Origin of the sequence: Pseudomonas sp. NPDC077451 (assembly GCF_044543345.1) — a bacterium.
Classification (GTDB): Bacteria; Pseudomonadota; Gammaproteobacteria; order Pseudomonadales; family Pseudomonadaceae; genus Stutzerimonas.
Map to the genome: position 1 here is coordinate 102,844 of NZ_JBITVX010000012.1, position 22,162 is coordinate 125,005.

Sequence of the window (22,162 nt, forward strand, 5' to 3'; positions counted from 1 at the left end):
GACCGCAAGCTACGTGCCAAGCTTCAATTTTATAAATACCCTTAATATTCAATCACATAAGACTTAGTAGTGCCGCTCTGCCACTAGCACTCTGCATGTTTCGATCAAGCGAAGCGTGCAGACTGCAATACGCTCAATGCGAGCAACCTTTTGAGCGGCATTTCGCCACCGCAAAAAAAAAGAGCCCCGAGGGGCTCTTCTTGTCACTGGGATGCTTTATGCGCCGGATGCTTCGGCAGCAGCCACATCCTTGATCGACAGCTTAATACGGCCGCGGTTGTCGACGTCCAGCACCAGAACCTTCACTTCCTGGCCTTCCTTGAGCACATCGGTAACCTTCTCGACGCGCTGATCGCTCAGCATTGAGATATGCACCAGGCCATCCTTGCCCGGCAAGATGTTGACGAAGGCACCGAAATCGACGATTCGCTCAACCTTGCCAACGTAGATCTTGCCGATCTCGGCCTCAGCGGTGATCCCGAGAACGCGCTGCTTGGCAGCCTCTGCTGCCTCCTTGGTTTCGCCGAAGATCTTGATCGAACCGTCGTCTTCGATGTCGATCGAGGCTTTGGTCTCTTCGCAGATGCTGCGAATGGTCGCGCCACCCTTGCCGATAACGTCGCGGATCTTGTCTTGGTCGATCTTCATCGCAATCATGGTCGGCGCGTTGGCCGACAGCTCGGTACGCGACTGACCGATGACCTGGTTCATCTGGCCAAGAATGTTCAGACGCGCTTCAAGCGCCTGACCCAGCGCGATCTCCATGATCTCTTCGGTGATGCCCTGGATCTTGATATCCATCTGCAGCGCGGTCACGCCCTTAGCGGTACCGGCCACCTTGAAGTCCATGTCACCCAGGTGATCTTCGTCACCCAGAATGTCGGTCAGAACCGCGAACTTTTCGCCTTCCTTCACCAGACCCATGGCGATACCGGCCACCGGAGCCTTCATCGGCACACCGGCGTCCATCAGCGCGAGCGAAGCACCGCAGACCGAGGCCATGGAGCTGGAACCGTTGGACTCAGTGATCTCCGAAACCACGCGAATGGTGTACGGGAACTCATCAGCGCTCGGCAGCATGGCCGCGACCGAACGGCGAGCCAGACGGCCGTGACCGATTTCACGGCGACCGGTAGCGCCCATGCGGCCACACTCGCCCACCGAGTACGGAGGGAAGTTGTAGTGCAGCATGAAGGGATCTTTCTTCTCGCCTTCAAGGGTGTCCAGCAGCTGCGCGTCACGGGCAGTGCCGAGGGTGGCCACGACCAGCGCCTGGGTTTCGCCACGGGTGAACAGTGCCGAGCCGTGGGTCTTGTCGAGTACTCCGACTTCGATGTTCAGACCGCGCACAGTGCGGGTGTCACGACCATCGATACGCGGCTTGCCGTTTACGATGTTCTCGCGAACGGTGCGGTATTCGATTTCACCGAAGGCTTCTTTGACTTCGCCGGCGGACGGCTGGCCTTCCTCACCAGAGAACTTGGCAACGACCTGATCTTTCAGCTCACCCAGGCGCGCGTAGCGGTCCTGCTTGATGGTGATGGTGTACGCCTGCGAGATCGCCTCGCCGAATTCGCTGCGAATGGCATTGAGCAGCTGAGTATTTTCAGCCTTTGGCTGCCAATCCCAGGTCGGCTTGCCCGCTTCGGCTGCCAACTCGGTAACGGCCTGCACTACGGCCTGGAACTCGTCGTGGGCAAAGAGCACCGCGCCCAGCATCTGGTCTTCGGTCAGCTCTTTGGCTTCCGACTCGACCATCAGTACGGCATCTTTGGTACCGGCAACGACCATATCCAGGCTCGAGGCCTTGAGCTGCTCGTAGGTCGGATTCAGCAGGTAGCCGGTTTCCGGGTGGAAGGCGACGCGAGCAGCGCCGATCGGACCGTTGAACGGAATGCCGGAAATCGCCAGCGCAGCCGAAGTACCGATCATCGCAGCGATGTCCGGATCAGTCTTCTTGCTGGTCGAAACGACAGTACAGATCACCTGGACTTCGTTCTGGAAGCCTTCGGGAAACAGCGGACGGATCGGTCGGTCGATCAGGCGCGAGGTCAGGGTTTCCTTTTCGGAAGGACGCGCTTCACGCTTGAAGAAACCGCCGGGAATCTTGCCGGCCGCGTAGGTTTTTTCTTGGTAGTGAACCGAGAGCGGGAAAAAGCCCTTGCTCGGGTCTGCAGTTTTAGCGCCAGTGACGGCAACCAGCACGGTCACGTCGTCATCAACGGTGACCAGTACGGCGCCGCTGGCTTGACGGGCGATACGGCCAGTCTCGAGAGTTACGGTCGATTGACCGAATTGAAATTTCTTGATTACCGGGTTCACGGTGGTTCCTTCTCTATGTTGCCTTGGGGGAAACGTTCTCACATTCCCGCGGGCATGGCCTCGCGCGGGATCTGTCACTCAAATCTTTGGGCAGTGGTGGGAGTCGTCCCTCCCGCTGTCCGAAACGCGCTCTTCTGAAAGGCAAAAGCTGGAAGCAGGGAAAACCCCACTTCCAGCTTTGGCATTCAGCTTCGCACAAGCATCGCTTAGCGACGCAGACCCAGACGACCGATCAGGGTGCTGTAACGAGTAGTGTCCTTGCCCTTCAGGTAATCCAGCAGCTTACGACGCTGGTTAACCATACGGATCAGACCACGACGCGAGTGGTGATCTTTGCCGTTGGCCTTGAAGTGACCTTGCAGCTTGTTGATGTTGGTGGTCAGCAGGGCAACCTGCACTTCCGGCGAACCGGTATCACCTTCAGCTTGCTGGTACTCGCTAACGATCTGAGCTTTTTCTTCAACGCTAAGTGCCATGATGGGCTCCTTCTATGAACAGGCCGGGATAAACCCGTGTTTTAAAAGAGGTGTGACCGTGCCTGCCAACAGCCATCCTCGTACGTAGCACACCGTCACGGTGCACCACGAATCGGTCATTCCGACCGAACCAGTCGACGCGGCGCAATACGCCCGTCTTCGCTCACCTCACCGATACCGATGAAGCGCCCATTGTGATCCTGCACTCGCACCATGCCGAACTTCGGCGCCTCCGGCGCACGTACCGGCTGACCATGCAGCCAATAAAAGGAGCTGTGCTCGGAAAACTGCAGCAGCGGCCAGTGTTCAAGACCGCTATCGACCGGTTTCAGGAAAGCGTCTACTGCCTCTGCCCCGCCTTCGGCGTGAACCCGCTCCAGCTCTTCAAGACTGACCGTCTGGCTGAGATCGAATGGCCCAGCTTGAGTTCTACGCAGTTCGGCGACGTGCGCACCACAACCCAGCGCATGCCCGATATCCTCGACCAACGTCCGGATATAGGTACCTTTGCTACAGGCAACCGCCAATCGCGCACGGTCATCTTCAAGCGACAGCAAATCCAAGCGCGCAATGGTAACAGAACGCGGCTCGCGCTCCACTACCTCTCCAGCTCGCGCCAGCTTATACAGCGGCTGGCCATCGCGTTTGAGTGCCGAATACATCGGCGGCACTTGCTGCAGATTACCGCGAAACTGCGGCAAAAGCGCCTCTAGCTGCGCTTGGCTGACGGCGACCGGCTTGCGCTCGATCACCTCACCCTCGGCGTCAGCGGTAGTCGTCGTAACGCCCAGCTGAGCGACAGTTTCGTAGCCCTTGTCAGCGTCGAGCAGATACTGCGAAAACTTGGTCGCCTCACCAAAACACAACGGCAGCACGCCAGTCGCCAACGGATCGAGACTACCGGTATGCCCGGCCTTCTCGGCGTTGAGCAACCAGCGAACCTTCTGCAAGGCGGCGTTCGAAGTGAAACCACGAGGTTTATCGAGAAGAATCATGCCGCTGACGGCGCGGCGGATGCGTTTTACCTGGGCCAAACCTTACTCTCCAAGATCGTCGCTGTGCTTGCGGTCTTCCGCTACCGCTCGCTCGATGAGCGACGTCAATTCGACGCCACGACGCACGCTGGCGTCATAGTTGAAATGCAACTGGGGCACGGTCCGAAGCTTCATCGCCTTGCCCAGCTGCATTCGCAGGAAACCGCTAGCATCGTTGAGAATCCGGAGATTACCCTTGACCGCATCTTCATCGTCATCCTTGCCCATGACCGTGATGAAAATCTTGGCATGGGACAGGTCACGACTGACCTCGACTGCCGTGATGGTTATCAGACCCAGACGGGGATCCTTAACTTCACGCTGGATGAGCTGCGCCAACTCGCGCTGCATCTGATCGCCAATACGCTGGGTACGGCTGAATTCTTTGGCCATAAAATCTGCCTTGAGCAGCAAGCTGCTAACCTAAAAAAACGTCGTGCTGCAAAGGCAAACGGCAAGCTTCCCGGATCTCTCCTGAAAGCTTGCCGCCGATTTGCCTAACAGCTGCTGTTAGAGCGAACGCGCCACTTCGACTTTCTCGAACACTTCGATCTTGTCGCCAGCTTTGACGTCGTTATAACTCTTCACCGCGATACCGCACTCCATGCCGGCACGCACTTCCGCAACGTCGTCCTTGAAGCGACGCAGGGATTCCAGCTCGCCTTCGAAGATGACCACATCGTCGCGCAGGACGCGGATCGGGCGATTGCGGTGCACCATGCCTTCGATGACCATGCAACCAGCCACGGCACCAAACTTCGGGGAGCGGAACACGTCCCGAACCTCTGCGATACCGAGAATGTTCTCGCGAACATCGCTGCCCAGCATGCCGGTCAGGGCCTTTTTGACGTCTTCTATGATGTCGTAGATAACGTTGTAGTAACGCAGATCCAGACCTTCCTGTTCGACGATCTTGCGCGCACCGGCGTCGGCACGCACGTTGAAGCCGAACAGCACGGCGTTGGAAGCCAGCGCAAGGTTGGCATCGCTCTCGGTGATACCACCGACACCGCCGCCGATGACGCGCACCTGCACCTCATCGTTACCCAAACCACTGAGCGAGCCCTGTAGCGCTTCCAGCGAACCGCGGACGTCGGATTTGAGGACGATGTTCAGCGTCTTCTTCTCTTCCTGCCCCATGTTCTCAAAGATATTTTCCAGCTTACCGGCATGCGCACGGGCCAGCTTCACTTCGCGGAACTTACCCTGACGGAACAAGGCCACTTCCCGCGCCTTCTTCTCGTCAGTCAGCACGCTGAGCTCGTCGCCCGCGTCCGGCGTACCATCGAGGCCGAGAATCTCGACAGGGATCGACGGCCCGGCTTCTTTGATCGACTTGCCATTCTCGTCAAGCATGGCGCGGATGCGACCGTAATTGGAGCCAACCAACACCATGTCGCCTTGACGCAAGGTGCCATCCTGAACCAGGACCGTTGCCACCGGTCCACGCCCCTTATCGAGACGCGATTCAACCACAACGCCGCGCCCTGGGGCGGACGGAGTTGCCTTGAGTTCGAGAACCTCAGCTTGCAGCAACACCGCTTCGAGCAGGTCGTCAACGCCGGTACCCATTTTCGCGGATACCGATACGAACGGGGTGTCGCCGCCCCACTCTTCGGAAGTAACGCCGTGCGCTGACAGCTCGCTCCGGATGCGGTCCAGATCAGCCCCCGGCTTATCGATCTTGTTCACTGCAACGACCAGCGGGACACCTGCAGCGCTGGCGTGCTGCACAGCCTCAATGGTCTGCGGCATCACGCCATCGTCGGCCGCGACTACCAGGATGACGATATCGGTAGCCTGAGCACCACGGGCACGCATTGCGGTAAACGCGGCGTGGCCAGGGGTGTCAAGGAAGGTGACCATGCCGCGATCCGTTTCCACATGGTAGGCACCGATGTGCTGCGTGATACCGCCCGCTTCGCCAGCAGCCACCTTGGCGCGACGAATGTAGTCGAGCAGCGACGTCTTACCGTGGTCGACGTGACCCATAACGGTCACAACCGGAGCACGTGTAATCGCCTCACCTTCGAATTTCAACAGCTCAGCCAGCTGCTCTTCAAGCGCGTTGTCGCTGACCAGCTTGACCTTGTGGCCGAGCTCTTCTGCGATCAGCTGTGCGGTTTCCTGATCAAGCACCTGATTGATGGTCACCGGGGTGCCCATCTTGAACATGAACTTGATGACTTCGGCGGCCTTGACCGACATCTGCTGCGCCAAATCGCCAACAGTGATGGTTTCACCAATGGCGACTTCACGAATGACCGGGCCGGTCGGGCTCTGGAAGCCATGCGCGTTGCGCTTCTTCAGCTTCGATTTGCCACGCCCACCGCGACGGAAGCCGTCAGCGTCGTCTTCGCCACTACGCGCAGTACGCGACAGCGGCGCCTTTGCTTTCAACGAAGGACGATGTTGAGCCTGCTTGCGATCACGACGCTCGTCGTCTTCACTACGAGCCTTATCGGGACGACGCGGCTCATCCTTCTTGCGCTCATCGACCGGAGGAGCGACGGGCGCGACCGGGGCGGGTTCAGCTGCTACAGCTGCGACCGGTTCTGCAGCTGGAGCTACTGGCGTTCCAGTCTTGGAAGACTCAGCCTGACGGCGCGCTTCTTCCTCGGCCCGCTGCCGTGCTTCTTCTGCCGCCTTTTGACGAGCAGCTTCCTCGGCGGCGCGCTGCTCTTCGAGCTCGCGCTGCTTCTCAGCTTCGATCTCATCAGGGCTGCGCTTGACGAAGGTTTTCTTCTTGCGCACTTCAACGCTGATGGTCTTGCTGTTACTCACTTTCAACTTGGTCGTGGTCTTGCGCTGCAAGGTAATCTTGCTTGGCTCGGCCACTTTGGCCCCATGGCTGCTCTTGAGGTGCGCCAACAGGGCTTGCTTTTCGTTATCGGTCACTACTTGCTCGGCGCTGGTGTGCGACAGTCCTGCCTCACGCATCTGCTGTAGCAGTCGCTCGACCGGTGTGTCGACCACCTGGGCCAGTTCTTTCACCGTGACTTGCGTCATGCATCTCTCTCCTCAGGCCGCTAATTACTTACTCGAACCAATGGGCTCGGGCGGCCATGATCAGCTTGCCGGCACGCTCTTGATCTATGCCGTCTATGTCGAGCAGGTCGTCAATCGACTGCTCGGCCAGGTCTTCGCGGGTGATAACACCTCGCATTGCCAACTCGACCGCCAGTGTCTTGTCCATGCCTTCCAACGCGAGCAAATCCTCGGCTGGCTGGGCGTCTGCCAGTTTTTCTTCCGTTGCGATCGCTTTAGTCAGTAAACGATCTTTAGCGCGGGTTCTCAGCTCATTGACGATATCTTCGTCGAAGCCTTCAATGCCGAGCATTTCCTCCATTGGAACGTAGGCGATCTCTTCGAGCGAAGTGAAACCTTCCTCGACCAGTACTTGTGCCAGCTCTTCATCGACGTCCAGCTCTTCGATGAAGTTACGCAGAATGTCGCCGGTTTCTTCTTGCTGCTTGCTCTGGATGTCAGCCTCGGTCATTACATTCAGCGTCCAGCCGGTCAATTGACTGGCGAGGCGAACGTTCTGACCACCACGACCGATGGCTTGAGCCAAGTTGTCTTCGCCAACCGCGATATCCATGGCGTGCGCATCTTCGTCGACGATGATGGCAGCCACTTCAGCCGGGGCCATTGCATTGATGACGAATTGCGCAGGGTTCTCGTCCCACAGCACGATGTCGACACGCTCACCGCCAATTTCCCCAGAGACGGCCTGTACGCGCGAACCGCGCATACCAATACAGGCGCCCTGCGGATCGATCCGCTTGTCTTTCGAGCGCACTGCGATCTTGGCGCGAGAGCCCGGATCACGTGAAGCGGCCATCACCTCGATCAGGCCTTCCGCAATTTCTGGCACTTCAATGCGGAAAAGCTCGATGAGCATCTGCGGCGCCGTACGCGAAAGAATCAACTGCGGCCCGCGGTTCTCGGTGCGAATTTCTTTGAGCAGCGCACGCACTCGGGCACCAACGCGGAAGGTTTCGCGAGCGATGATATCTTCCCGAGCCAGCAGTGCTTCGGCATTGTTACCCAGATCAACGATCACGCTGTCACGGGTCACTTTCTTCACAGTGCCGGAAATGATCTCGCCGAGCCGATCGCGATAAGCTTCGACGACCTGGGCGCGCTCAGCCTCGCGGACTTTCTGCACGATGACTTGCTTGGCGGTCTGAGCCGCGATCCGACCAAACTCAATGGAGTCGATCTTTTCTTCGAGCACATCACCAACCTTGGCGTTGGCTTCTTGTGCCTGCTTCATGTCAGTGGTCAGCTGATGGGCCGGATCGTCGAAATCCTCTTCCTCAACCACTGTCCAGCGGCGGAAGGTTTCATAGCTACCGTTCTGCCGATTAATCTCGACCCGCAGGTCAACTTCATCTTCGAAGCGCTTCTTGGTAGCAGTGGCCAGAGCCAGCTCCAACGCTTCGAAGATCACACTGGCCGGTACGCCTTTTTCGTTGGATACCGACTCCACAACCAGCAGTACTTCTTTGCTCATCGTACGCCTCGCCTATCGCAATCCATTGGGGTCCGCGGGATCCGCGATTCACTCAAAACGGGGAATTATGTTGGCCTTGTCGATCATATCGATTGGCAGCAGATATTCGTGATCGTCGACCAGCACCACCACATCCTGTGCCTCGATCCCGCGCAAAAGACCTTGGAAATTGCGCCGACCCTCGAAGGGCGAGCGCAGCTTTATTTTGACCTGTTCGCCGACGTGCGCCTTGTACTGCTCAAGTGTGAACAGCGGCCGATCCATACCAGGTGAAGACACTTCAAGTGTGTAATCGGAGCTGATCGGGTCTTCAACGTCGAGCACACCACTCAGTTGACGGCTAACCTTTTCGCAGTCATCGACAAGTATCCCGTTGGGCTTATCGATATAGACGCGCAACAGAGAATGCCGGCCCTGTGAAATGAATTCGATGCCCCAGCATTGATAGCCGAGGGCCTCTACCACTGGGGCCAACAAGGCCTGCAACTGTTCTAGCTTGCTCGACATCGAAGTCCCTCGTGCATGCCGTACAAATGAAAAATGGGCGAAACGCCCATCCATGATGATCGCCTGTAAATGCCGGCGACCTGGCTTGAAGCTAATAAAAAGCCCCTTAACAGGGGCTTTTCATCAACTGGTTGCGGGGGCTGGATTTGAACCAACGACCTTCGGGTTATGAGCCCGACGAGCTACCAGACTGCTCCACCCCGCGTCAAACTGGGCACGAATTATACGACCGCACCAAAACCAGGTCAACCTAAACACTAAAAACAAGAAAGCCCGCATCTGCGGGCCTGCTTGTTTGGTACCGAGGAGGGGACTCGAACCCCTACAGCCTATGGCCACTACCACCTCAAGGTAGCGTGTCTACCAATTCCACCACCTCGGCAAAAACCTTAATCCTGCTCCTGCAGCTGAGGCACTTCATCTGCAACAGGCGCGGAAGGAGCACTTTCCAGAACAGGCACATCCTCCACCACCGGCTTGCTCGCCGGAACCTCCAGCACTGCCGGATCCGGCAGGCCTGCACCGGAGACCTGGTCAGCCTGACGCGTTGCAAAAAACGCCAACCCCAAGCTTGTAGCGAAAAAAACGCAGGCGAGTATAGCAGTAAAACGACTTAGAAAGGTAGAAGAACCTTGGCTTCCGAATACAGTTGCCGAAGCACCCGAACCAAAGGACGCACCTGCGTCAGCCCCTTTACCTTGCTGCAGCAACACCAACGCAACCACGCCAATGGCAACCAGCAGATGCACCACAATCACAACAGTCTGCAACATCTGATCAGCTCCCTGCGACACGACAGATCGCACCGAAATCATTCGCTTTCAGAGAGGCGCCACCGATAAGCCCCCCATCGATATCCGGCATGCCAAAAAGCTCAGCAGCATTTTCCGCCTTTACACTACCTCCGTACAGGAGCCGCACGCCTTGGGCGATACGTTGATCCTCACGGGACAGCTGCTCTCGAATAGCCGAATGCACTTCCTGAGCCTGTTGCGGCGTCGCCGTCAGCCCGGTACCTATCGCCCAGACCGGCTCGTACGCCACAACCGCCCTCTCAAAAGCGGAAACCCCAGAATCAGCTAAAATGCACGCCAGCTGACGCTCAACCACTTCGAGAGTCTGCCCAGCTTGACGCTGCTCTAGCGTTTCGCCCAGACACAGCACCGGCCTCATACCACACGCCAATGCTGCTGCAAACTTTTTGCTTACCACCTCGTCACTTTCGCCCAAAATCAGGCGCCGCTCAGAGTGGCCAACCAACACCCAATTGGAACCCGCGTCAGCCAGCTGAGAGGCTGACTCCTCGCCCGTCAGCGCACCAAAGCCAGCATCCACCGCACAATCTTGAGCACCTACGGCGATTGCCTCGTCTTCCAGGCCGCTCACAACCTGCACCAGATGCAGAGTCGTCGGAAACACCACCACCTCGACCACTTCAGGAATGTCCTGCTGGCGAAGCGCCTCGATCAGCTCTGCGACGCTGGCGCGGGTACCGTTCATTTTCCAGTTACCAGCTACCAATGGGCGACGCATGCTTTACCTCGTCGGTCAAAGTGGGCGCAGATGGTACTCAACGAAAACACCTCTGGCAAGCGGCAATCACGCACAAACTTGCGTTACGGCGTTCGCCAGCTCCTCAGCGTAACAGCGAACCTGACTTTCATCATCGCCTTCGACCATCACCCGCACCAAAGGCTCGGTCCCGGACTTACGCAACAGCACGCGCCCCCGCCCTGCCATTCGTTCGGTAACACTGTCACAGACCGCCTGAACCTGAGGATGTGCAATCGGATCCATATCACCGCGGAACCGAACGTTTATCAACACCTGAGGGCACTTACTCCAAGCCAGACGCTCCTGTGCCAGGCTGCGCCCGCGACGTTTCAAAGCGAGCACAACCTGGAGCGCGGCGATAATGGCATCACCCGTGGTGGCATGCTGCGCGCAGACAATGTGACCTGAATTTTCGCCACCGAGCACCCAGTCGCGCTCGAGCATTTCCGCCATCACATAACGATCCCCGACTTTAGCGCGAACGAAGGGGATATCACGCACCTTGAGCGCCAGCTCCAAACCAAGGTTGCTCATCAACGTCCCTACAACACCTCCTACCAGGCGGTCGCGGTCCTGCAGGTCCGTGGCAATGATGTAAAGCAGCTCATCACCATCTACTTGGGCCCCGGTATGATCGACCATCATCACGCGGTCGCCGTCACCATCGAAGGCGATACCAAGGTCTGCGCCCTGCTCGACGACCGCCCTCTGTAGGTGCGCTACATGAGTGGACCCCACATCAGCGTTGATATTCAACCCATCTGGCTGAGCAGCGATAACCACCACTTCGGCACCAAGTTCTCGGAAGACACTAGGCGCCACCTTGTAAGTAGCGCCGTGAGCGCAATCGAGCACGATCTTCATACCGCTGAAATCGGTACTGGTCGGCACGCTGCTTTTACAGAACTCGATATAGCGCCCCGCTGCATCGTTTATCCGCGAAGCTTTACCGAGCTGCACCGAATCCACCACCGTCATCGGCGTGTCGAGCAGCTCCTCGATCATCAGCTCGACTTCATCAGGCAGTTTCGTTCCGCGCCCGGAGAAGAACTTGATCCCATTATCGTGATGGGGATTATGCGAGGCACTAATTACGATGCCGGCGTCGGCATGGAAGGTGCGCGTCAGATATGCAACTGCCGGGGTAGGCATGGGCCCTAGCAGCAATACATCGGCGCCTGCGGCAGACAGCCCAGCCTGCAACGCCGACTCGAACATGTAACCAGATATCCGCGTGTCTTTGCCGATCAGAATGCGACATTTCCCGTGCTTACGAAATGCCATACCCGCCGCCCAACCAAGCCTCAGCATAAATTCCGGCGTGATCGGAAATTGGCCGACACGACCCCGAATTCCATCGGTGCCGAAGTACTTTCTACCCATGAATTAATCCCTACTCTGCCGCTTGCACTGCGGCAATCATTCGAATCACATCAACCGTTTCGGCCACGTCATGCACCCGGAGGATGCCCGCACCCTTCACAACAGCGAGCGCTGCAAGCGCCAAACTTCCATATAGACGGTGCGCCACGTCGCGCTGCAAAACCTGGCCGACCATGCTCTTGCGGGAAACGCCAACAAGCAACGGCCGCCCCAACACATGGAGCTGTTCCAGTCTGTTGAACAGGTGCAGATTATGAGAGAGGGTCTTAGCGAAGCCGAACCCCGGATCGAGCACAATCCGGTCATCAGGGATGCCTGCAGCCAAGCAAAGCTCCATACGCCCACGCAAGAAGCTCACGACCTCACTGGTGACATCGTCATAGCGAGGATCGTTCTGCATATCACCAGGCTCACCCCGCATATGCATCAGGCACACCGGTAGCCCGCTGTATGCTGCCGCATCCAGGGCCCCATCACGAGACAACGAACGGACATCATTGATTAAACCCGCACCAAGTCGGGCCGTCTCGCGAATCACGGCAGGCGTCGAGGTGTCCACCGAAATAATCACGTCAAGCTCACGGGCAATCGCCTCTACCACAGGCGCAACACGCTCAAGCTCTTCCATTGGCGAAACAATGCCCGCACCCGGGCGAGTCGACTCCCCGCCTACGTCGATCAACGTCGCACCCGCCGTCACCATTGCGGCGGCGTGCCGCAACGCAGCATCGACACCAGCATGCTGGCCGCCATCGGAGAACGAATCGGGCGTAACGTTCAGAATACCCATGACATGCGGGCGCGATAAATCAAGAACCCGGCTGCCACAGGACAGCCGGGCCGAGTACGGCTTTTCACTCATCTAACTCAGCCTTAGCTTAGTGCTCGCCAGCTGGGCCACCAATCGGTGTCTGTGGGCGACCGCCTTCAGGCTGAACGGGCGTTCCGGTTGGCCCGGAGCCGTCCTGCCAGTCACGAGGCTCGCGCGGAGTACGGCCAGCCATGATGTCATCAATCTGGTCAGCGTCGATGGTCTCGTACTTCATCAGCGTCTCAGCCATCACATCAAGCTTGTCACGGTTGTCGGCGAGAATCTGTTTCGCAGTGCCATAGCATTGATCAATGATGCTACGAACCTCGAGATCGATTAGCTTCGCAGTGTCACCGGACACATTGGTGTGCTGGCTACCCGCGCTGCGCCCCAAAAACACTTCGCCTTCTTCCTCGGCGTACATCAGCGGGCCCAGCTTTTCGGACAAACCCCACTTGGTTACCATGTTACGAGCCAGTTGGGTAGCACGCATGATGTCATTCGACGCGCCGGTGGTAACGCCCTCGAAGCCAAGCGTCATTTCCTCTGCGATACGACCGCCAAACAGGGAGCAAATCTGGCTGATCAAGGCGCGCTTGGAAAGACTGTAGCGGTCTTCCTCAGGGAGGAACATCGTTACACCCAAAGCCCTGCCGCGCGGAATGATCGACACCTTGTAGACCGGATCGTGCTCCGGAACGACGCGCCCCACGATGGCATGCCCCGCCTCGTGGTAGGCCGTGTTGAGTCGCTCTTTCTCGGACATGACCATGGACTTGCGCTCGGCGCCCATCATGATCTTGTCCTTGGCCAATTCAAATTCCTTCATTTCCACCACACGCTTGCCGGCGCGTGCAGCAAACAATGAGGCTTCGTTAACCAGATTGGCCAGGTCGGCACCGGAAAATCCTGGCGTTCCACGTGCGATCAAAGCGGGCTCAACGGTGTCTCCAAGCGGAACCTTGCGCATATGTACTTTCAGGATCTGTTCGCGACCACGAATATCGGGCAGTCCAACAACCACCTGCCGATCGAAACGGCCGGGACGAAGCAGGGCAGGATCAAGGACATCCGGGCGGTTAGTGGCAGCAATGACGATGATGCCGTCATTCATTTCGAAACCGTCCATTTCGACCAGCAACTGGTTCAGCGTTTGCTCCCGCTCGTCGTGACCGCCACCAAGACCTGCACCGCGATGACGTCCAACGGCGTCAATCTCGTCGATGAAAATGATACACGGAGCATGCTTCTTGGCCTGCTCAAACATGTCGCGCACACGGCTGGCACCCACACCGACGAACATCTCAACGAAATCGGAACCGGAGATCGTAAAGAATGGAACCTTGGCCTCACCTGCAACCGCTTTAGCCAACAGCGTCTTACCAGTACCCGGTGAACCGACCATCAGCACGCCGCGTGGAATACGCCCCCCAAGCCGTTGAAACTTGCCTGGATCACGAAGGAACTCGACCAACTCGGTAACTTCTTCCTTGGCCTCGTCACACCCCGCAACATCCGCGAACGTCGTCTTGACCTGATCTTCAGACAGCAGCCGAGCCTTGCTCTTGCCAAAGCTCATGGGGCCGCCCTTGCCGCCCGCGCCGCCTTGCATCTGACGCATGAAGAACATGAAGACCGCAATGATCACCAGAATCGGGAAGCTCGCTACCAACAGCTGCGTCCAGATGCTCTGCTGCTCAGGCTGCTTGCCTTCGATCACCACATCATTGTTGATCAAGTCACCGATCAGACCATTGTCCTGAATCGCTGGTCGGATCGTCTTGAAGGTCTCACCGTCACTGCGCTTGCCGGTAATGACGAAACCGTCGACGGTCACGCGCTCGACCTGGCCTTCTTTCACCTGCTCGATGAAGTCAGAATAGTTGAGCGTCTGCGGCTCAGTGGGGCTGGAAAAGTTGTTCATCACCGTCACCAGGACAGCGGCAATGATCAACCACAAAATCAGGTTTTTTGCCATGTCGTTCAATTCACTACCCTCTAGAGCAGGCGTATTGTCGGGAGCCTGCATGACGGCCGATGGTTCGCTTTCGACCTAACTTACTACACAACGTCGCTGAACGCGCAGCTTGGTCTGTAACCCGATATGAAACATCCTAGACCGTAAATCCGGCGCCGGCACCGGTCGGCTCGTTTAATCACATGCCCGTTATGACCGCGGAAGATCCATCTCGTTGCCATCGCCTCGATAGCCACGCGCCAGTAGATACTGTTCGCGCGACCGATCCCTTGAAGACAGGGGTTTGCGCATCTGCACCTTGTCGAAACTCTGCCGTACATTCTTGAGGTAGGCATCAAAACCGTCCCCCTGGAAAATCTTTATCAGAAAATCGCCACCCGGCCGCAGCACGCGCATTGCAAGATCAAGCGCCAACTCGCACAAAAACATTGCGCGCGCCTGGTCTGCTACCTTCACCCCACTCATATTGGGGGCCATATCGGAAATCACAAGGTCCACTTGAGTGTCGCCGATGGCCTGGAGGATTTCGGAGAACACATCTTCTTCAGTGAAGTCTCCGAGCACAAAGGTCACATCAGCGATGCTGTCCATGGGGAGGATGTCCGACGCAATCAGCCGCCCGCGATCCCCAATCACGCGGCTGGTGACCTGCGACCAGCCGCCCGGAGCGGCGCCAAGATCGACCACCGTCATGCCAGGACGCAATATCCGATCCTTCTCCTGTATTTCGAGAAGCTTGTAGCTAGCACGAGAACGATAGCCGTCGCGCTGCGCCATCTTTACATAGGGATCGTCGAAATGTTCTTTCAGCCAACGCGGGCTGGTCTTGGAGCGTGCCAAGCTGTTACCTCATCTGTGCGGCTCAGAGCGTGTCAGTTACACTAGCCGCCATTTTCAGGGTTCTGACGCAAGGGTCGAATTATGCCGCTCACTAACGAGCAGAAGAAACAGTACAAATCCATCGGCCATCATCTCAAGCCAGTGTTGATCGTATCGGAGAACGGCTTGACCGATGGCGTTCAGGCTGAGCTGGAGCGTGCCTTGAATGATCACGAACTGATCAAAGTGCAGCTGCGAATCACTGAGCGCGATGATCGGCGCGCGATTACCGAGGAATTATGCAAGGTTGGCGGTTGCGAACTGGTTCAGTCCATCGGCAAGATGGCTCTGATCTACCGCAAGAACCCCAATGTGAACAAGCAACTGTCCAACGTACATCGTTTTCAGAGCTGAGCCATTCTTCGGCCGCCTTACTCCTGCTAGCGCTCCCGTCCGGGAGCGACTTGCAGCACCAGGATCAACCCGCACAACCCCATCGCCAGATAACTGAACACCAACCAGTACGGTGATTCGATAATGCCGGCGCGCGCCGCAAAATGGCTCCCTGCAAGTAGCAGTACAGCCAACAACACCTGCCCTCGCGGATCACGCCAAAGACTGCGAAGTCCGCAGAGCTGGATCAGCACCAGCGCTTGAAGCAGCACACAGAACGCAGCGAAGCCCACCAGCAAAGGCTGCAGGCTGCCCGCGATTTCCTCGATCAGCAGCGGCGCCAGGCCAATCTTGGCCAGCGCCGGCAGCATTACGAACTGCAGAAGCCATAACCCGCCGACCCAGAATGTCTGAGCCAGCAGCCAGCTGATCGCACCGGCGCGCATTGGTCGACTCTCAGAGATGGCGAACCTCGACAATCTCAAACTCGACCAACCCACCCGGAGTCTTCACCACAGCGACGTCACCCTCCACCTTGCCAATCAGAGCGCGTGCTATAGGCGAGCCTACCGAAATCTTGCCCAGCTTGATCTCCGCCTCGTCTTCACCCACGATCTGGTAGGTGACACGCTCGTCGGTCTCGACATTGGCAATCTCAACGGTCGTGCCGAATATCACTTTGCCGGTGTGCGGGATGCTGCTGACATCAATGACTTGGGCATTCTGCAGACGCCCCTCGATATCACGAATCCGCGCTTCGACCATGCCCTGCTGTTCGCGCGCGGCATGATACTCGGCGTTTTCCTTAAGATCCCCCAGTTCGCGCGCCACGCCGATGTCGTGACTGAGCTTGGGGCGAAGCACCTTGGTGAGATGGTGCAGCTCTTCTTCCAGGGCACGCGCACCCTGGACAGTCATTGGGTATTTGGTCATGCCTTGATTCCTGCATGGAGATCCTGCAAACGACGTACAGTCTTCTCGGGCCCGAACTTCAGCGCCTCACAAATCGCCTGCCCACCAGCCAAGGTCGTGGTGCAGCAGATCTTGTGCTGCAGAGCATTACGACGGATTGAATAGGAGTCGGCGATGGACTGACGCCCCTCGGTAGTATTGATGATCAGAGTGACCTCGTCATTCTTGATCATGTCGACAACGTGCGGGCGACCCTCAGTAACCTTGTTGACACGACGCACCGGCAATCCGGCAGCCTCGATCAACTTGGCGGTCCCAGCAGTTGCAACCACTTCAAAACCCAGTTCGACGAGGTCACGAGCGACCTGCGCAACGTGCGGCTTATCGTCGTCACGCACGCTGATGAAGGCGCATCCACTATTCGGCAGGATTTCACTCGCACCTAGCTGTGCCTTGGCAAAAGCTTCGGCGAAGCTGTCGCCGACACCCATCACCTCACCGGTGGATTTCATTTCGGGGCCGAGAATCGGATCGACACCCGGGAACTTGGCGAAGGGGAATACCGCTTCCTTGACACTATAGAAGTTCGGAATGATCTCTTCGGTCAAGCCAGCTTCCGCCAGTGTTTTGCCGGCCATGACGCGTGCGGCAATCATTGCTAACGACACGCCAATGCACTTTGATACAAAGGGAACGGTGCGTGACGCACGCGGGTTCACTTCGATCACGAAGATGTCTTCACCCTGAACGGCCATTTGCACGTTCATCAAGCCGACCACACCGAGCTCGAGGGCCATCTTTTTGACCTGATCCCGGATCTCGTCCTGGATATGCCGCGACAAAGAGTAAGGCGGCAAGGAACAGGCAGAGTCGCCCGAGTGTACGCCAGCCTGCTCGATGTGCTGCATGATCGCGCCGATAACCACGTGTTCGCCGTCGCACACCGCGTCGATATCAACTTCGATAGCGCAGTTAAGGAAGTGATCGAGCAGCACCGGACTGTCATTCGACACCTTCACCGCTTCGCGCATGTAGCGCTTGAGTTCTTCTTCCTGGTAGACAATTTCCATCGCCCTACCGCCGAGTACATAAGACGGACGCACCACCAGCGGATAACCGATCACTTTCGAGGCGGCGAGCGCCTCTTCTTCGCTACGGGCTGTAGCGTTTGGTGGCTGGCGCAGGTTCAGGCGCTCGACCATCTGCTGGAAGCGCTCGCGATCTTCGGCCCGGTCGATGGAGTCAGGACTGGTACCGATGATTGGCACACCCGCTTCTTCGAGAGCACGAGCCAGCTTCAGCGGAGTCTGACCGCCATACTGCACGATCACGCCCTTAGGCTGCTCAACACGGACGATTTCTAATACGTCTTCCAGGGTTACCGGCTCGAAGTACAGACGATCTGACGTGTCGTAGTCAGTGGAAACGGTCTCAGGGTTGCAATTGACCATGATGGTTTCATAGCCATCGTCACGCAGCGCCAGCGCCGCATGTACGCAACAGTAGTCGAACTCGATGCCCTGACCGATACGGTTCGGTCCGCCACCGAGAATCATGATCTTGTCGCGACTCGACGGATTGGCCTCGCACTCCTCCTCGTAGGTCGAGTACATGTAGGCTGTGTCGGTGGCGAATTCGGCGGCGCAGGTGTCGACGCGCTTGTAGACCGGCAGCACCTTGAGCTTATGGCGATGGGCCCGCAGGTTCTTTTCGGTCACGCCGAGCAGCTTGGCCAGCCGCGCGTCAGAGAAGCCCTTGCGCTTGAGCTTGTACATCACATCACGATCGATGCTGGACAAGCCCATGGTCTTGATCCGTTCCTCCTCCTTGATCAGATCCTCGATCTGCACCAGGAACCACTCATCGATCCGTGTCAGATCGAAGACTTCGGCAACCGACTTTCCAGCGCGGAAAGCGTCGGCCAGATACCAGATGCGATCTGCGCCCGGCACGGTAAGCTCGCGCTTGAGCGTGCCCTCGCTTTCCGGATCAGCCAGATCGAGCTTCGGATCGAAGCCGGATACACCCACCTCGAGACCGCGAAGTGCCTTCTGTACCGATTCCTGGAAGGTACGACCGATGGCCATGACCTCACCGACAGATTTCATCTGGGTGGTCAGACGCGCATCGGCCTTGGGGAATTTCTCAAACGCAAAACGTGGAATCTTCGTCACAACGTAATCGATGGCGGGCTCGAAGGACGCCGGAGTGCGACCGCCGGTGATGTCGTTCTGCAGCTCATCGAGGGTATAGCCCACAGCCAGCTTGGCCGCGATCTTGGCGATCGGGAAGCCGGTGGCCTTAGAAGCCAGCGCCGAGGAACGCGAAACACGCGGGTTCATCTCGATCACGACCATGCGGCCGGTATTCGGGCAGATACCGAACTGCACGTTGGAACCACCGGTTTCCACGCCGATCTCACGCAGCACCGCCAGGGATGCGTTACGGAGGATCTGATATTCCTTGTCCGTCAGAGTTTGCGCCGGGGCGACGGTGATGGAATCACCGGTGTGCACACCCATCGGATCGAAGTTTTCAATGGCGCAGACGATGATGCAGTTGTCCTTCTTGTCGCGGACTACCTCCATCTCGTATTCCTTCCAGCCGATCAGCGACTCGTCGATCAGCAGCTCGCTGGTCGGCGACAGGTCGAGACCGCGGGCGCAGATTTCCTCGAACTCTTCACGGTTGTAGGCAATACCGCCGCCGGTGCCACCCATGGTGAACGAAGGGCGAATGATGCAGGGGAAGCCGACTTTCTCGAGGACGCCGTAGGCTTCGTCCATGTTGTGCGCGATACCGGAAACCGGGCACGCCAGGCCAATGTTCTTCATCGCCTTGTCAAAGCGTGAGCGGTCTTCGGCCTTGTCGATAGTGTCGGCGTTGGCGCCGATCATCTCGACGCCAAACTTCTCAAGGATGCCGTGCTTTTCCAGGTCCAGCGCGCAATTCAGCGCTGTCTGGCCGCCCATGGTTGGCAACAGCGCGTCGGGCCGCTCCTTCTCGATAATCTTGGCGACGGTGGCCCACTTGATCGGCTCGATGTAGGTCGCATCTGCCATGGCCGGGTCGGTCATGATGGTCGCCGGGTTGGAGTTGACCAGGATGACCCGGAACCCTTCTTCGCGCAGCGCCTTGCACGCCTGCGCGCCGGAATAATCGAACTCGCACGCCTGGCCGATAACGATCGGGCCAGCGCCGAGGATCAGAATGCTTTTGATGTCTGTACGTTTTGGCATGGTCTCTCTCGAATTCTGTGCTCGGCGGGCTTAGCGGCGCTTGGCCATGGCGTCGATGAAGCGATCAAACAACGGCGCAACATCATGCGGACCCGGGCTGGCCTCAGGATGACCCTGGAAACTGAAGGCGACCTTGTCGGTGCGCTCGATGCCTTGCAGCGTGCCGTCGAACAGCGACTTGTGCGTCGCTCGCAAATTGCTCGGCAGGCTGGCTTCGTCCACGGCGAAGCCATGGTTCTGGCTGGTGATCATCACCACGCCGGTATCGAGGTCCTGTACCGGATGGTTCGCCCCGTGGTGACCGTTAGGCATTTTCACCGTCTTGGCGCCTGAGGCCAGGGCCAACAGCTGGTGACCAAGGCAAATCCCGAACACGGGTATGTCCGTCTCAAGCACTTCCTGAATGGCCTTGATCGCGTAATCACAGGGTTCAGGGTCACCTGGGCCGTTGGCGAGGAATACGCCGTCCGGATTCAGGGCGAGCGCATCGCTGGCCGGTGACTGGGCCGGCAATACAGTGACACGGCAACCACGCGCGACCAGCATGCGCAGGATGTTGTACTTCACGCCATAGTCGAAGGCGACAACATGGTATGGCAGCTCGCTGGCAGGCACCTCGGCATGACCATCATTATCCAAGCACCAGACGCTCGAGCGCCACTCGTAGCGCTCCTTGACGCTGACCTCTTTGGCCAGGTCCATGCCCTTGAGGCCGGGGAAGCTGCGCGCCAGCTCCAGCGCCTTCTCTTCGGTTGCATCATCTCCCGCCAGGATGCAGCCATCCTGAGCGCCTTTCTCACGCAGAATACGGGTCAGGCGGCGGGTGTCGATGCCAGCAATGGCCACGGTACCGTTGGCCTTGAGGTAATCCGGCAGAGACTGCTTGTCGCGCCAGCTGCTCGCGATAAGAGGCAGGTCGCGGATCACCAGCCCGGCAGCCCAAACCTTCCAGGATTCAGCGTCTTCCGGGGTTGTGCCGGTATTCCCAACGTGCGGGTAGGTCAGGGTGACGATTTGCTTGGCATAGGAAGGATCGGTGAGGATTTCCTGATAGCCGGTCATGGCGGTATTGAACACCACCTCACCGATAGTCTGGCCGTCGGCGCCGATAGATTCGCCGCGAAAAATACTGCCATCGGCAAGGGCGAGAATGGCTGGCTTAGTCAAGAGACCTCCCTAAAGATCAAGGCTGAAGCAAGCGCAGATTGTAAAAAAGCGGGATGACGTGTGAAGGTCATCCCGCTTTTTATTTGATTCATTCTGCGCAACTTTTAGTGGACACACTAAAACGGGAAGCTTACAGAAACCGCCCTTTCAGGTCCAGCCGCAATCAGCCAAAACGCCCTGCGAAGCGCTTCATTAGCGCAACCCAAGCACATCTTGCATGTCATACAGCCCCGCCGGCTGCTGCTCCAGCCACATCGCGGCACGCACCGCGCCTTTGGCGAAAGTCATCCGGCTAGACGCCTTATGGGTGATCTCGACTCGCTCGCCCTCGGCAGCGAACAACACCGTGTGATCCCCCACAACGTCGCCCGCACGCACGGTGGCAAAACCGATCGTCTCCCGCGCACGGGCGCCCGTCTGCCCTTCGCGGCCATAAACAGCAACCTTCTGCAGATCGCGACCAAGCGCCTGCGCAACGACCTCCCCCATGCGCAACGCAGTACCCGATGGCGCGTCGACCTTGTGGCGGTGATGCGCCTCGATAATTTCGATATCGACCTCGTCGCCCAGCACGCGCGCTGCCGTATCAAGCAGCTTCAGGCACAAGTTGACGCCGACGCTGAAATTCGCGGCAAACACGATGGGGATATCCTGTGCTGCAGCAGCCAGTTTTTCCTTCTCTGCAACCGAGAACCCAGTGGTGCCAATCACCATTGCCTTGCCGGCGCGTCGGCACACCTCAAGGTTCTTCAGCGTGACCGAAGGATGAGTAAAATCGATCAGCACATCGAACTCGTCGACAACCTTGGCAACCTCACCGATCAGCGGCACGCCGAGCCGCCCGATAGCAGCCAGCTCACCTGCATCAGCGCCCACTAGGGTGCTATCTGGCCGGTCAATAGCTGCGGTCAAGCCCGCAGCACCAGAGGTTTGCTGAACAGCCTCGACCAGCGTCTTGCCCATACGCCCCGCGGCGCCCGTTACTGCAATACGTCGCATAAAAACAGCTCCAAGCTGCAAGCCTTAAGCTGCAAGGGCGCCTTCAGGA

Annotated in this window: 19 protein-coding genes and 2 tRNA genes; 1 reads left to right on the forward strand and 20 read right to left on the reverse strand. The window is 58.0% G+C overall.

The window, feature by feature from the left end; genetic code table 11:
• Positions 1-216: 216 nt before the first annotated feature.
• From pnp to rlmE, 15 genes are all read right to left on the reverse strand, one after another.
• Positions 217-2,322: a polyribonucleotide nucleotidyltransferase gene (pnp, locus tag ACIGHL_RS17820; RefSeq protein ID WP_128120984.1), complete on the reverse strand. Its 2,106-nt coding sequence runs from the start codon at positions 2,320-2,322 to the stop codon at positions 217-219.
• 206 nt (positions 2,323-2,528) lie between these two features.
• Positions 2,529-2,798 carry a 30S ribosomal protein S15 gene (rpsO, locus tag ACIGHL_RS17825; RefSeq protein WP_045429687.1) on the reverse strand — a complete coding sequence of 90 codons (270 nt, stop codon included), beginning with the start codon at positions 2,796-2,798 and terminating at the stop codon, positions 2,529-2,531.
• A gap of 116 nt (positions 2,799-2,914) precedes the next feature.
• On the reverse strand, positions 2,915-3,832 hold the full coding sequence (gene truB / locus ACIGHL_RS17830; protein WP_128120983.1) for a tRNA pseudouridine(55) synthase TruB: 918 nt from the start codon (positions 3,830-3,832) through the stop codon (positions 2,915-2,917).
• 3 nt (positions 3,833-3,835) lie between these two features.
• Complete coding sequence (gene rbfA / locus ACIGHL_RS17835) at positions 3,836-4,225, reverse strand: 30S ribosome-binding factor RbfA (RefSeq protein ID WP_019342081.1); 390 nt, start codon at positions 4,223-4,225, stop codon at positions 3,836-3,838.
• A 117-nt stretch (positions 4,226-4,342) separates the two neighbouring features.
• Positions 4,343-6,841 carry a translation initiation factor IF-2 gene (gene infB / locus ACIGHL_RS17840; RefSeq protein WP_128120982.1) on the reverse strand — a complete coding sequence of 833 codons (2,499 nt, stop codon included), beginning with the start codon at positions 6,839-6,841 and terminating at the stop codon, positions 4,343-4,345.
• A gap of 28 nt (positions 6,842-6,869) precedes the next feature.
• On the reverse strand, positions 6,870-8,351 hold the full coding sequence (nusA, locus tag ACIGHL_RS17845; RefSeq protein WP_046162830.1) for a transcription termination factor NusA: 1,482 nt from the start codon (positions 8,349-8,351) through the stop codon (positions 6,870-6,872).
• A 48-nt stretch (positions 8,352-8,399) separates the two neighbouring features.
• Entirely contained in the window at positions 8,400-8,858 is a 459-nt protein-coding gene (gene rimP / locus ACIGHL_RS17850; protein ID WP_128120981.1) for a ribosome maturation factor RimP, read from the reverse strand.
• Positions 8,859-8,986: 128 nt separating this feature from the next.
• A tRNA-Met gene (locus ACIGHL_RS17855) sits at positions 8,987-9,063 on the reverse strand.
• A gap of 91 nt (positions 9,064-9,154) precedes the next feature.
• Positions 9,155-9,240, reverse strand: a tRNA-Leu gene (locus ACIGHL_RS17860).
• Positions 9,241-9,247: 7 nt separating this feature from the next.
• Positions 9,248-9,631: a preprotein translocase subunit SecG gene (gene secG / locus ACIGHL_RS17865; RefSeq protein ID WP_045429699.1), complete on the reverse strand. Its 384-nt coding sequence runs from the start codon at positions 9,629-9,631 to the stop codon at positions 9,248-9,250.
• Positions 9,632-9,635: 4 nt separating this feature from the next.
• Positions 9,636-10,391 carry a triose-phosphate isomerase gene (tpiA, locus tag ACIGHL_RS17870; protein ID WP_128120980.1) on the reverse strand — a complete coding sequence of 252 codons (756 nt, stop codon included), beginning with the start codon at positions 10,389-10,391 and terminating at the stop codon, positions 9,636-9,638.
• A 66-nt stretch (positions 10,392-10,457) separates the two neighbouring features.
• Positions 10,458-11,795, reverse strand: a complete 1,338-nt coding sequence (glmM, locus tag ACIGHL_RS17875) for a phosphoglucosamine mutase (protein WP_128120979.1) — start codon at positions 11,793-11,795, stop codon at positions 10,458-10,460.
• Between the two features lie 10 nt (positions 11,796-11,805).
• Positions 11,806-12,657 (reverse strand): dihydropteroate synthase, encoded by an 852-nt coding sequence (gene folP, locus ACIGHL_RS17880; RefSeq protein WP_216706965.1) that lies wholly within the window; start codon positions 12,655-12,657, stop codon positions 11,806-11,808.
• Positions 12,658-12,673: 16 nt separating this feature from the next.
• Positions 12,674-14,584, reverse strand: coding sequence for an ATP-dependent zinc metalloprotease FtsH (ftsH, locus tag ACIGHL_RS17885; RefSeq protein ID WP_128120978.1), 1,911 nt, complete (start codon positions 14,582-14,584; stop codon positions 12,674-12,676).
• A 189-nt stretch (positions 14,585-14,773) separates the two neighbouring features.
• Positions 14,774-15,424 (reverse strand): 23S rRNA (uridine(2552)-2'-O)-methyltransferase RlmE, encoded by a 651-nt coding sequence (gene rlmE, locus ACIGHL_RS17890; RefSeq protein WP_128120977.1) that lies wholly within the window; start codon positions 15,422-15,424, stop codon positions 14,774-14,776.
• An 81-nt stretch (positions 15,425-15,505) separates the two neighbouring features.
• Here rlmE and ACIGHL_RS17895 point away from each other — a divergent pair, with 81 nt between their 5' ends.
• Complete coding sequence (locus ACIGHL_RS17895) at positions 15,506-15,817, forward strand: YhbY family RNA-binding protein (RefSeq protein WP_128120976.1); 312 nt, start codon at positions 15,506-15,508, stop codon at positions 15,815-15,817.
• A gap of 26 nt (positions 15,818-15,843) precedes the next feature.
• Here the strand turns inward: ACIGHL_RS17895 and ACIGHL_RS17900 are convergent, their stop codons facing one another.
• The 5 genes from ACIGHL_RS17900 to dapB all read right to left on the reverse strand — a co-directional run bounded on the left by ACIGHL_RS17900 (position 15,844) and on the right by dapB (position 22,113).
• Positions 15,844-16,242, reverse strand: a complete 399-nt coding sequence (locus ACIGHL_RS17900; protein ID WP_181690021.1) for a DUF4149 domain-containing protein — start codon at positions 16,240-16,242, stop codon at positions 15,844-15,846.
• A 10-nt stretch (positions 16,243-16,252) separates the two neighbouring features.
• Positions 16,253-16,729 (reverse strand): transcription elongation factor GreA, encoded by a 477-nt coding sequence (gene greA, locus ACIGHL_RS17905; RefSeq protein ID WP_046162835.1) that lies wholly within the window; start codon positions 16,727-16,729, stop codon positions 16,253-16,255.
• A complete protein-coding gene (gene carB / locus ACIGHL_RS17910; RefSeq protein WP_128120974.1) occupies positions 16,726-19,947 on the reverse strand; it encodes a carbamoyl-phosphate synthase large subunit in 3,222 nt (1,073 codons plus the stop codon). Before carB ends, greA begins: the two co-directional genes overlap by 4 nt.
• Before the next feature lie 30 nt (positions 19,948-19,977).
• Positions 19,978-21,114, reverse strand: a complete 1,137-nt coding sequence (gene carA / locus ACIGHL_RS17915; protein WP_127838535.1) for a glutamine-hydrolyzing carbamoyl-phosphate synthase small subunit — start codon at positions 21,112-21,114, stop codon at positions 19,978-19,980.
• Between the two features lie 192 nt (positions 21,115-21,306).
• Complete coding sequence (dapB, locus tag ACIGHL_RS17920) at positions 21,307-22,113, reverse strand: 4-hydroxy-tetrahydrodipicolinate reductase (RefSeq protein WP_045429732.1); 807 nt, start codon at positions 22,111-22,113, stop codon at positions 21,307-21,309.
• Positions 22,114-22,162 lie beyond the last annotated feature (49 nt).

Bases quoted from the DNA above. Each gene is read 5' to 3' on its own strand.
- secG (WP_045429699.1), bottom strand. From the start codon at position 9,631: ATGTTGCAGACTGTTGTGATTGTGGTGCATCTGCTGGTTGCCATTGGC.
- infB (WP_128120982.1), bottom strand. From the start codon at position 6,841: ATGACGCAAGTCACGGTGAAAGAACTGGCCCAGGTGGTCGACACACCG.
- carB (WP_128120974.1), bottom strand. From the start codon at position 19,947: ATGCCAAAACGTACAGACATCAAAAGCATTCTGATCCTCGGCGCTGGC.
- glmM (WP_128120979.1), bottom strand. From the start codon at position 11,795: ATGGGTAGAAAGTACTTCGGCACCGATGGAATTCGGGGTCGTGTCGGC.
- greA (WP_046162835.1), bottom strand. From the start codon at position 16,729: ATGACCAAATACCCAATGACTGTCCAGGGTGCGCGTGCCCTGGAAGAA.
- nusA (WP_046162830.1), bottom strand. From the start codon at position 8,351: ATGAGCAAAGAAGTACTGCTGGTTGTGGAGTCGGTATCCAACGAAAAA.
- folP (WP_216706965.1), bottom strand. From the start codon at position 12,657: ATGAGTGAAAAGCCGTACTCGGCCCGGCTGTCCTGTGGCAGCCGGGTT.
- ftsH (WP_128120978.1), bottom strand. From the start codon at position 14,584: ATGGCAAAAAACCTGATTTTGTGGTTGATCATTGCCGCTGTCCTGGTG.
- ACIGHL_RS17900 (WP_181690021.1), bottom strand. From the start codon at position 16,242: ATGCGCGCCGGTGCGATCAGCTGGCTGCTGGCTCAGACATTCTGGGTC.
- rimP (WP_128120981.1), bottom strand. From the start codon at position 8,858: ATGTCGAGCAAGCTAGAACAGTTGCAGGCCTTGTTGGCCCCAGTGGTA.
- tpiA (WP_128120980.1), bottom strand. From the start codon at position 10,391: ATGCGTCGCCCATTGGTAGCTGGTAACTGGAAAATGAACGGTACCCGC.
- rpsO (WP_045429687.1), bottom strand. From the start codon at position 2,798: ATGGCACTTAGCGTTGAAGAAAAAGCTCAGATCGTTAGCGAGTACCAG.
- dapB (WP_045429732.1), bottom strand. From the start codon at position 22,113: ATGCGACGTATTGCAGTAACGGGCGCCGCGGGGCGTATGGGCAAGACG.
- rbfA (WP_019342081.1), bottom strand. From the start codon at position 4,225: ATGGCCAAAGAATTCAGCCGTACCCAGCGTATTGGCGATCAGATGCAG.
- ACIGHL_RS17895 (WP_128120976.1), top strand. From the start codon at position 15,506: ATGCCGCTCACTAACGAGCAGAAGAAACAGTACAAATCCATCGGCCAT.